This is a genomic window from Streptomyces phyllanthi, assembly GCF_009377205.1.
Lineage (GTDB): Bacteria > Actinomycetota > Actinomycetes > Streptomycetales > Streptomycetaceae > Streptomyces > Streptomyces phyllanthi.
The window spans coordinates 1-9,359 of the sequence record NZ_VJZE01000378.1 but is presented as its reverse complement, the minus strand read 5'-3'; the positions used below and the strand labels follow the sequence as shown (position 1 = coordinate 9,359).

Below are 9,359 nucleotides of genomic sequence, written 5' to 3'. Positions count from 1 at the left end.
GGGGGCGTGGGTCCGGGTCCCGGGTTGCCTGTGGCGCCCGGCCGGAAACACCTTGCGTTGTACGGGCATACGGGCACCGGAAGGCGGACGATCCGTGGCGACCGGTCTGCATCTCAGCGTGGCCCAGCCCGCCCCGTCGGGCGAGCCGGGAGCACCCTGGACCGTCTGACCTGCGGGAACGTATCGGGATCGGGTGTCGATCGACTCGTTCGTTCGCCCTTTCGCCGGGGTACCCGGAGAGCGGAACGGGAGGGGACGGAGGTACGGAACGATGGCTCCCAAGGCACAGACCCCGGCCGCGGAACCCCGAGGGGACCCCCGTGCCACGGTCCGCACCGCGCGGCTGCGCGACCGGATCCCCGAGCCCGACGAGGAACCGGATCTCCTGGGCCAGTACCTGACACAGATCGCGGCGACGCCTCTGCTCACAGCGGAGGACGAGGTACGGCTCGCCCAGCGCCTGGAGGCGGGTGTGCACGCCCTGGAGGAGCTGCGGCGGGCGGACGCCGGCGAGCTCGGGCTGCCGACCGGGCGTCGCGGGGAGCTGGAGGACGCGGTACGCGACGGGCAGGCGGCCAAGGACCACATGGTCCGCGCCAACCTCCGGCTGGTGGTGTCCGTGGCCAAGCGCCACGCCCACCGGGGGCTGCCGGTGCTCGACGTGATCCAGGAGGGGAACCTGGGGCTGATCCGGGCCGTGGAGAAGTTCGACCACACCAGGGGCTTCAAGTTCTCGACGTACGCCACCTGGTGGATCCGCCAGTCGATCGAGCGGGGCCTGGCCGCGCACGCGCGCACGGTGCGGCTGCCGTTGCACGTGGTGGAGCAGTTGCAGAAGCTCGCGAAGGTCGAACGGCGCCTGCGCCTGGCCCTCGACCGCGAACCCACCGCCGAGGAGGTCGCCCGGGAGAGCGGGTTCGCCCTGGACAAGGTCGACTGGCTGCGGCGGGTGGGACGGCACGCCGTCAGCCTTGACACCCCGGTGGACGAGAACGGCGAGACGGTGGTCGGCGACCTGATCGCCGACACGGACGTCCTGCAGGCCCCGGAGGTCGCCGAGCACCGGGCGCTCGCCGAGGAACTGCGAGAGGCCGTCGGCACGCTGGCGCCCCGTGACGCGATGATCCTCAGTCTCCGGTACGGCCTCCACGACGGCCAGGGCCGCACCCTCCAGGAGGTGGCCCACCAGGTGGGCCTGACCCGGGAACGAGTGCGCCAGTTGGAGAAGGAGTGCCTCGCCCGGCTCCGGGCGCCCGGGACGAGGGAGCGTTTGCTGGCCTGGGCGAGCTGAGACGGGACGGGGCGCCGGGGCAACGGGTGGTCGTCATGGCCTGACGGGCGGTCGTCATGGCCGCGGGTCGGACGAGGACGACGCGGTCGCGCGGTGCTCCAGCGTCAGGGTGCCGTCCGGGGACAGGGAGATCCGGGCGCGGTCGCTGACGCGGTCCAGCGTCGCGCGCAGCCAGGCGCGGTCCGCGGCCGGGGCGGGTTCCAGGCGCATACGGCGGGCTCGCAGGGGCACCAGACGCAGGCCGGCCAGCCGTCCGGTGCCCGGTGCCACCGAGACGAGGTGGGCGAGTCGGAGGTCGTCGCGGTACTCCTCGTAGCCGGAGATGCCCTCGTAGTCGTCGACGAAGTCGCCGCAGCCGTGCAGGATCAGCCGGTCCCGGTAGACCTCCACGGGCCGCGGATGGTGCGAGGAGTGGCCGTGGACGATGTCCGCGCCGCCGTCCACCAGGGCGCGCGCGAAGCGGATCTGGTCCCGGGGGACGCGGTACCCCCAGTTGGAGCCCCAGTGCACGGACACGACCGCGACGTCCCCCGGCCCCTTCGCCCGCCGCAGGTGCCGGACCACGGCCTCGGCCGCGGCCGCGGACAGTTCGGGGACGTACGCCACCCCGGGCAGGTCGGCGGTCGCCGCCCAGTCCGGCGGAATGCCGCTGGACGGCGCCCCGAGAGCGAACACCAGCACGCGGCCGCCGCCCGCGAGGGGCACCGCCGCGGGCGCGTACGCCTCGTCCGCGTTCCGTCCCGCGCCCACCACCCGCAGACCCGCACCGGCCAGCGAGTCCAGCGTCTCCGCCAGACCCGGCCGGCCGAAGTCCAGCACGTGGTTGTTGGCCAGGACGCACACGTCGGGCCGGGCCACCGCCAGCGCGGGCAGGTTGGCCGGGTGCATCCGGTAGTGCACCGCCTTCCACGGCGCGAACGTGTTGCGGCGCGTCACGGAGGTCTCCAGGTTCACGATCCGGGCGTCCGGCGCGGCCTCCTCCAGTACGCGCAGGGCGTCGCCCCAGGGCCACGAGGGCTCCACGGGGGCGGGGATCGGGCCGTTCACGGACTCCGCCAGCCGGACGTACGACCGGGCATCCGCGACGTACTCCTCCCGCAGCGCCGGATCGCCGGGGTGCGCGAGGATCTGGTCGACACCGCGCCCGAGCATCACGTCGCCGCACAGGAACAGCGTCACCACGTCGCCGCCCATGCCCCCACGGTACGGCGACTCGCCCCCGCCCGGCCCGGTACGCGGAGCCCGGCGCGGGTACCGCGGAGACGGACGGACGCGTACGCGGTGCACGTGGCGGACGCGAGCCGCCACAGGTACCCCCCGGGAGGCCGCCATGGAACTCGTCGAACAGGTCGGACTCGTCGAGGAGCGCCCCTGCCGCTTCCGTATCGAACCGCGGGGACCGATGCGCGTGCCCGGAGTGGTCTTCGCCTCCCGGGACCTGCTCCACGACGCCGCCCAGTCGCTGGAGCAGGTGGTCAACGTGGCCACGCTCCCCGGCATCGTCGGCGCCTCGTACGCCATGCCGGACATCCACTGGGGCTACGGCTTCCCCATCGGCGGCGTGGCCGCGACCGACCCGGACGAGGGCGGTGCCGTCTCGCCCGGCGGGGTCGGCTTCGACATCTCCTGCGGAGTGCGGCTGCTGACCGCCGACACGGACGTGCGCGCGCTCCGACCCGCGCTGCCCGAGACCATGGACGGCCTGGACCGGGCGATCCCGCGCGGCGCGGGACCCGGCGGGGTGTGGCACCCGACGGGGCCGGGACAGCTGGAACGCATCCTCGAAGGCGGTTCCCGGTACGCCGTCGCCGAGGGGTACGGCGAGGAACGCGACCTGACGCGCTGCGAGGACGGCGGCGCCGTCGCCGACGCCGACGTGGCGCAGGTCGGCGCGCGGGCGCGGGAGCGCGGGCTGGGGCAGGTGGGCAGCCTGGGGTCCGCCAACCACTTCCTGGAGGTGCAGCGGGTCGCCGAGGTGTACGACGACGAGGCCGCCGCCGCGTTCGGGCTCGCCCCCGACCAGGTGTGCGTGATGATCCACTGCGGTTCGCGCGGCCTCGGCCACCAGATCTGCACCGATCACGTCAAGGCGATGGACCGCGCCATGGCCCGCTACGGCATCACCGTGCCCGACCGGCAGCTGGCCTGCACCCCGGTCGACTCGCCGGAGGGACGGGCGTACCTGGGGGCCATGGCGGCGGCCGCCAACTACGCCCGCGCGAACCGCCAGGCGCTGTCCCACGCCGCCCGCCGGGTCCTCCGCCGCGCCGCGGGCGCCCATCTGTCGCTGGTGTACGACGTGTCCCACAACCTCGCCAAGATCGAGACCCACCCGGTGGACGGCACACGGCGCCGGCTGTGCGTGCACCGCAAGGGCGCCACCCGTGCCTTCCCGCCCGGCCACCCGGACCTGCCCGAGGACGTACGGGAGCACGGTCAGCCGGTGCTGATCCCCGGCACCATGGGCACCGCCTCGTACGTGCTCACGGGCGTGCCGGGCGGCGACGCCTTCTTCTCCACCTGTCATGGCGCGGGCCGGGTGCTGAGCCGCCACCAGGCCGCGCGCGCCGTCGGCGGCAGGGAACTGGGCGCCCGGCTGGAACGGGACGGCATCGCGGTGCGCCCGCGCTCCTGGCGGGGTCTCTCCGAGGAGGCCCCGGAGGCGTACAAGGACGTGAGCGCGGTGGTGGCGGTGAGCGAGCGCGCGGGGCTGTGCCGCACCGTGGCGCGACTGGTCCCGCTGGGCGTGGTCAAGGGCTGAGGCCGCGCACCTCTCAACTGGGTGCGGGTACGGCCCGCGGCAGGGTGCCCGCGCGGCCGTACCCCGAGGTTGTACGCCTTGCGCGGCACCCCGCCGATGCGCCTGGTGCGCCTCACGCGTCGATGGTCACCGAGCACGACCACCCGTAGGGCCCCGGCCCGATGTGCAGCTCGTGCCAGGAGACGGCCTTCGGTACGGCGCCGGTGATCTCCACGGCCGCCAGGTCGGCGACCGCCAGCCGTACGTCGAGACCGTCGTCGGCCACGTCGTCGCCGATGTCGACGTCGGCGACCTCGGTGGTGCCCGTGGCGTCGACCTCCACGTCCACGGGCACCCGGCCCCACACCTCCAGCCGGTAGAGGACCTCGTCCAGCAGCGACGCCAGCAGGTCGTCGTCGCTCTCCTCGTCCAGCCGTACGTGCTCCACGCCGGTGGCCCGCACCGTGGACACGTCGGCGAAGCACTCCACCATCCCCAGTACCGCCTCCGCCAGGCACCGCTCCCGGCTCGCTCCCCATGCCTCGACGCGGATGTCGGCGGTGTGCGGCACCGTACGGTGGCCGGCGACCCCCTCACGCCGCGCCTGCCGCTCGTCGTCCGGGTCACCGACCATGGTCGCCACCCGGGCTCCCCGAGTCACCCGGCCCGCCGCCACCGTCGTGCAGCGTGGTGGTGTCGCCCGTCCCGTACATCTGCGGCTCGTGAGGGTGCCGGCGGTGCACGGCCCCGCTTCTCGCCAGGAACAGGCCCAGACAGAACAGGAACGCCAGCGCCAGACCGGTGCAGAAGATCGCGAGCGAGTTCAGGGTGACGACACTCTCGTCGAAGATCGCCACGGTGTACTCGGGGCCACCGGACAGGTTGTAGGCGATCGCCAGGCCGATGAAGGCTCCCGTGGCCGCGAGGAGGAGCAGTCCGATGATCAGCATCCGAGTCATCTCCTCAGAAGGGGTGCGTGACCGGCGAGTACCCCGCGCCCCGGCGGGCCATACGGCCGGTCCGTACGACGGTGACGGGGGGCGCCCCGCCCGTGGCGAAAATCCGTACCTGTGTACGGAGCGCTCGCTGTACCGTCCCTTTGCCGTGTGTCACCGGCATGCGGCGCGGGAGCACACACCGTGCACGGCGCCCGACCACACGGCAACGTATCCGCATGCCCGAAGACCTTTGAGGTTCAACCACCGTGTTCCTGACGATCAGCACCACAGGCACCCCGGAGCGCCCCGCGACCGATCTCGGTTTCCTGCTGCACAAGCACCCCGACAGGGCGCAGGCGTTCTCCACCTCCTACGGCCCGGCCCACGTCCTCTACCCCGAGGCGAGCGCCGAGCGCTGCACGGCGGCGCTGCTGCTGGAGGTCGATACCGTGGCGCTGGTCCGGCGCGGCAAGGGCAAGGGGCGCGGCGGCGCCCCCGACGCGGCCCTCGCGCAGTACGTCAACGACCGCCCGTACGCCGCCTCCTCCCTGCTCGCGGTGGCGCTGAGCAGCGTCTTCTCGAGCGCGATGAAGGGGGTGTGCAACGCCAGGCCCACGCTTGTGGAGCAGGCGCGGCCCCTGCGTATCGAGGTGCCCGCACTGCCCGCCCGGGGCGGCCCGGAGCTCGTACGGCGCCTCTTCGAGCCGCTGGGCTGGGAGGTCACGGCCGAACCCGTCGTACTGGACACGGAGTTCCCGCAGTGGGGTGACTCGCGGTACGTGCGTCTCGTCCTGGAGTCCTCGCGGCTCACCCTCGCCGAGGCGCTGCGTCACCTGTACGTCCTGCTCCCGGTCCTGGACGACACCAAGCACTACTGGGTGTCGTCCGACGAGGTCGACAAGCTGCTGAGGGCCGGTGAGGGCTGGCTGCCCGACCACCCGGAGCAGAAGCTGATCACCAGCCGCTATCTGTCGCGCCGCTGGTCGCTGACCCGGCAGGCGATGGAACGACTGGAACTGGTGCGGCTGGCCGAGGCGGACGACACCGAGGTCGAGGAGATCGACAACGCGGTCGAGGCGGAATCCGAGACCGAGGAGAAGCCGACCCCGCTCGCCGTGCAGCGACGGGACGCGATCATCACCGCGCTCAAGGAGTCCGGCGCCGCCCGCGTGCTCGATCTCGGGTGTGGGCAGGGCCAGTTGGTGCAGGCGCTGCTCAAGGACGTCCGGTTCACCGAGATCGTGGGCGTGGACGTGTCCGTACGGGCGCTCAGGATCGCCGCACGGCGCCTGAAGCTGGACCGGATGGGGGAGCGTCAGGCCTCCCGTGTCCAGCTCTACCAGGGGTCGCTCGCCTACACCGACAAGCGGCTGGGGGGATACGACGCCGCGGTGCTCTCCGAGGTCATCGAGCATCTCGACCTGCCGCGGCTGCCGGCCCTGGAGTACACGGTGTTCGGCGCGGCCCGCCCGCGCACCGTGCTCGTGACGACCCCGAACGTCGAGTACAACGTCCGCTGGGAGACCCTCCCGGCCGGGCACGTCCGGCACGGCGACCACCGCTTCGAGTGGACGCGCGAGGAGTTTCGCGCGTGGGCGGGGGCGGTGGCCGAACGGTACAGGTACGGCGTGGGGTTCGTGCCCGTCGGACCTGACGACCCCGAGGTGGGACCGCCCACACAGATGGCCGTGTTCAGCATGGGGAACGTGAACGACAAGGAGGCGAAGGCGGCATGACCGACACCACCGAGGGCCGCGTGCTGCCCGTCACCGACCTCTCCCTCGTCGTGCTGGTCGGCGCCTCCGGCTCCGGCAAGTCGACCTTCGCCCGCAGGCACTTCAAGCCCACCGAGGTGATCTCGTCCGACTTCTGCCGGGGCCTGGTCTCCGACGACGAGAACGACCAGAGCGCGACGAAGGACGCCTTCGACGTCCTGCACTACATCGCGGGCAAGCGGCTCGCGGCAGGCCGCCGTACGGTCGTCGACGCCACCAGCGTGCAGCAGGACGCCCGCAGACAGCTGGTCGAGCTCGCGAAGCAGCACGACGTCCTCCCGATCGCCATCGTTCTCGACGTACCCGAGGAGGTGTGCGCCGAGCGCAACGCGGCCCGGACCGACCGGGCCGACATGCCGCGCCGGGTCATCCAGCGCCACACGCGTGAACTGCGCAGGTCCCTGCGGCATCTGGAGCGCGAGGGCTTCCGCAAGGTGCATGTCCTGCGGGGCGTGGAGGAGGCCGAGAACGCCACGGTCGTCACCGAGAAGCGCTTCAACGACCTGACCCACCTCACCGGCCCCTTCGACATCATCGGCGACATCCACGGCTGCGCCGCCGAGCTGGAGTCCCTGCTCGGCAAGCTGGGCTACACCGACGGCGTCCACCCGGAGGGCCGTACGGCCGTCTTCGTCGGCGACCTCGTCGACCGTGGCCCGGACAGCCCGGGTGTGCTGCGGCGCGTGATGTCCATGGTCGGCTCGGGCAACGCGCTGTGCGTCCCCGGCAACCACGAGAACAAGTACGGCCGCTTCCTCAAGGGCCGCAAGGTCCAGCACACCCACGGCCTCGCCGAGACCATCGAGCAGATGGAGGGCGAGAGCGAGGAGTTCCGGCGGGAGGTACGGCAGTTCATCGACGGCCTGGTCAGCCACTACGTCCTCGACGGCGGCAAGCTCGTCGTCTGCCACGCAGGCCTGCCGGAGAAGTACCACGGCCGTACGTCGGGCCGGGTGCGCTCGCACGCCCTGTACGGCGACACGACCGGCGAGACCGACGAGTTCGGCCTGCCGGTGCGCTACCCGTGGGCGGAGGACTACCGGGGCCGCGCGGCCGTGGTCTACGGCCACACGCCCGTCCCCACCGCCACCTGGCTGAACAACACCATCTGCCTCGACACGGGCGCCGTCTTCGGCGGAAAGCTCACCGCGCTGCGCTGGCCGGAGCGGGAACTCGTCGACGTACCGGCCGAGCGCGTCTGGTACGAGCCGGCCAAGCCGCTGGCCACCGACGCGCCCGGCGGGCACGAGGGACGGCCGCTGGACCTGGCGGACGTGCACGGCCGGAGGGTCGTGGAGACCCGGCACGCGGGGCGGGTCTCGGTCCGCGAGGAGAACGCGGCGGCGGCCCTGGAGGTCATGAGCCGCTTCGCGGTGGACCCGCGTCTGCTCCCGTACCTGCCCCCGACGATGGCCCCCACGGCCACCTCGCACATCGAGGGCTATCTGGAGCACCCGGCCGAGGCCTTCGCGCAGTACCGGGAGGACGGCGTCGAACGGGTCGTGTGCGAGGAGAAGCACATGGGCTCGCGGGCGGTCGCCCTGGTGTGCAGGGACGCGGAGGCGGCGCGCGAGCGCTTTGGCGTGGACGGTCCCACCGGGGCGCTGTACACGCGCACCGGCCGCCCGTTCTTCGACGACGGGTCGGTGACCGAGGCCGTCCTCGACCGCGTCAGGAAGGCGATCGGCGAGGCGGGCCTGTGGGAGGAGCTCGACACCGACTGGCTGCTGCTCGACGCCGAGCTGATGCCGTGGTCGCTGAAGGCCTCCGGGCTGCTGCGGTCGCAGTACGCGGCGGTGGGCGCCGCCTCCGGGGCGGTGCTCCCGGGTGCGCTGGCCGCACTGGAGGGCGCCGCGGCGCGGGGCGTGGACGTGACGGACCTGCTGGCGCGCCAGCGCGAACGGGCCACGGACGCCGCCGCGTTCACGGACGCGTACCGCCGCTACTGCTGGACCACGGACGGCCTGGACGGCGTCCGCCTGGCGCCGTTCCAGATCCTGGCCGTGCGGGGCCGCAGCCTCGCCGCCGTACCGCACGACGAGCAGCTCGCCCTGATCGACCGGCTCGTCGAGCACGACGGCAGCGGACTGCTGCAGACCACCCGGCGGCTGTACGTCGACACCGGCGACCCGGAGTCGGTCCGGGCCGGCGTCGACTGGTGGCTGGAGATGACCGGCCGCGGTGGCGAGGGCATGGTCGTCAAGCCGGTCGGCGCGCTCGTGCGCGGGGAGAAGGGCCGTCTGGTCCAGCCGGGCGTCAAGTGCCGCGGCCGCGAGTACCTGCGGATCATCTACGGCCCGGAGTACACCCGTCCGGAGAACCTGGCCCGCCTCCGCCACCGCTTCCTGGGCCACAAGCGCTCCCTGGCGATCAGGGAGTACGCGCTGGGCGTGGAGGCCCTCGACCGGCTGGCCGAGGGCGAGCCGCTGTGGCGGGTGCACGAGGCGGTGTTCGGGGTGCTGGCACTGGAGTCGGAGCCGGTGGACCCGCGGCTGTAGGGGCTGGGCGTTCAAGGGGCGCGGGGAACTGCGCGACCAGCCCCCACCGACCCGCACCCGACAACACCGCACAACCAAACCCCACCCAGCGGGGGTCCGGGGGCGACAGCCCCCAGC

The 9,359-nt window shown here is 73.1% G+C and carries 7 protein-coding genes; 4 read left to right on the top strand and 3 right to left on the bottom strand.

Annotated features, from left to right (window positions below; all coding sequences use genetic code 11):
- Positions 1 to 271 precede the first annotated feature (271 nt).
- Positions 272 to 1,291: a sigma-70 family RNA polymerase sigma factor gene (locus tag FNH04_RS34905; RefSeq protein WP_152789862.1), complete on the top strand. Its 1,020-nt coding sequence runs from the start codon at positions 272 to 274 to the stop codon at positions 1,289 to 1,291.
- 54 nt (positions 1,292 to 1,345) lie between these two features.
- Here the strand turns inward: FNH04_RS34905 and FNH04_RS34900 are convergent, their stop codons facing one another.
- Positions 1,346 to 2,485 (bottom strand): CapA family protein, encoded by a 1,140-nt coding sequence (locus FNH04_RS34900; protein ID WP_152789861.1) that lies wholly within the window; start codon positions 2,483 to 2,485, stop codon positions 1,346 to 1,348.
- A 136-nt stretch (positions 2,486 to 2,621) separates the two neighbouring features.
- Here FNH04_RS34900 and FNH04_RS34895 point away from each other — a divergent pair, with 136 nt between their 5' ends.
- On the top strand, positions 2,622 to 4,052 hold the full coding sequence (locus tag FNH04_RS34895; RefSeq protein ID WP_152789860.1) for an RtcB family protein: 1,431 nt from the start codon (positions 2,622 to 2,624) through the stop codon (positions 4,050 to 4,052).
- 112 nt (positions 4,053 to 4,164) lie between these two features.
- Here FNH04_RS34895 and FNH04_RS34890 read toward each other — a convergent pair whose 3' ends face one another.
- Together FNH04_RS34890 and FNH04_RS48140 are read right to left on the bottom strand one after the other, a co-directional pair.
- Positions 4,165 to 4,665 (bottom strand): archease, encoded by a 501-nt coding sequence (locus FNH04_RS34890; protein ID WP_152789864.1) that lies wholly within the window; start codon positions 4,663 to 4,665, stop codon positions 4,165 to 4,167.
- Positions 4,655 to 4,981: a hypothetical protein gene (locus FNH04_RS48140; RefSeq protein ID WP_228031790.1), complete on the bottom strand. Its 327-nt coding sequence runs from the start codon at positions 4,979 to 4,981 to the stop codon at positions 4,655 to 4,657. The genes FNH04_RS34890 and FNH04_RS48140 overlap by 11 nt, the downstream gene beginning before the upstream one ends.
- Positions 4,982 to 5,235: 254 nt before the next feature.
- Between FNH04_RS48140 and FNH04_RS34880 the strand changes: the two genes are divergently transcribed.
- Both FNH04_RS34880 and FNH04_RS34875 read left to right on the top strand, forming a co-directional pair.
- The gene (locus tag FNH04_RS34880) at positions 5,236 to 6,705 is read left to right on the top strand and encodes a 3' terminal RNA ribose 2'-O-methyltransferase Hen1 (protein ID WP_322724730.1); all 1,470 of its coding nucleotides are present in this window, start codon (positions 5,236 to 5,238) and stop codon (positions 6,703 to 6,705) included.
- Complete coding sequence (locus tag FNH04_RS34875; RefSeq protein WP_152789859.1) at positions 6,702 to 9,242, top strand: polynucleotide kinase-phosphatase; 2,541 nt, start codon at positions 6,702 to 6,704, stop codon at positions 9,240 to 9,242. Before FNH04_RS34880 ends, FNH04_RS34875 begins: the two co-directional genes overlap by 4 nt.
- Positions 9,243 to 9,359: the final 117 nt, after the last annotated feature.

Bases quoted from the DNA above. Each gene is read 5' to 3' on its own strand.
- FNH04_RS34905 (WP_152789862.1), top strand. From the start codon at position 272: ATGGCTCCCAAGGCACAGACCCCGGCCGCGGAACCCCGAGGGGACCCC.
- FNH04_RS34890 (WP_152789864.1), bottom strand. From the start codon at position 4,665: ATGGTCGGTGACCCGGACGACGAGCGGCAGGCGCGGCGTGAGGGGGTC.
- FNH04_RS34875 (WP_152789859.1), top strand. From the start codon at position 6,702: ATGACCGACACCACCGAGGGCCGCGTGCTGCCCGTCACCGACCTCTCC.
- FNH04_RS48140 (WP_228031790.1), bottom strand. From the start codon at position 4,981: ATGCTGATCATCGGACTGCTCCTCCTCGCGGCCACGGGAGCCTTCATC.
- FNH04_RS34900 (WP_152789861.1), bottom strand. From the start codon at position 2,485: ATGGGCGGCGACGTGGTGACGCTGTTCCTGTGCGGCGACGTGATGCTC.
- FNH04_RS34895 (WP_152789860.1), top strand. From the start codon at position 2,622: ATGGAACTCGTCGAACAGGTCGGACTCGTCGAGGAGCGCCCCTGCCGC.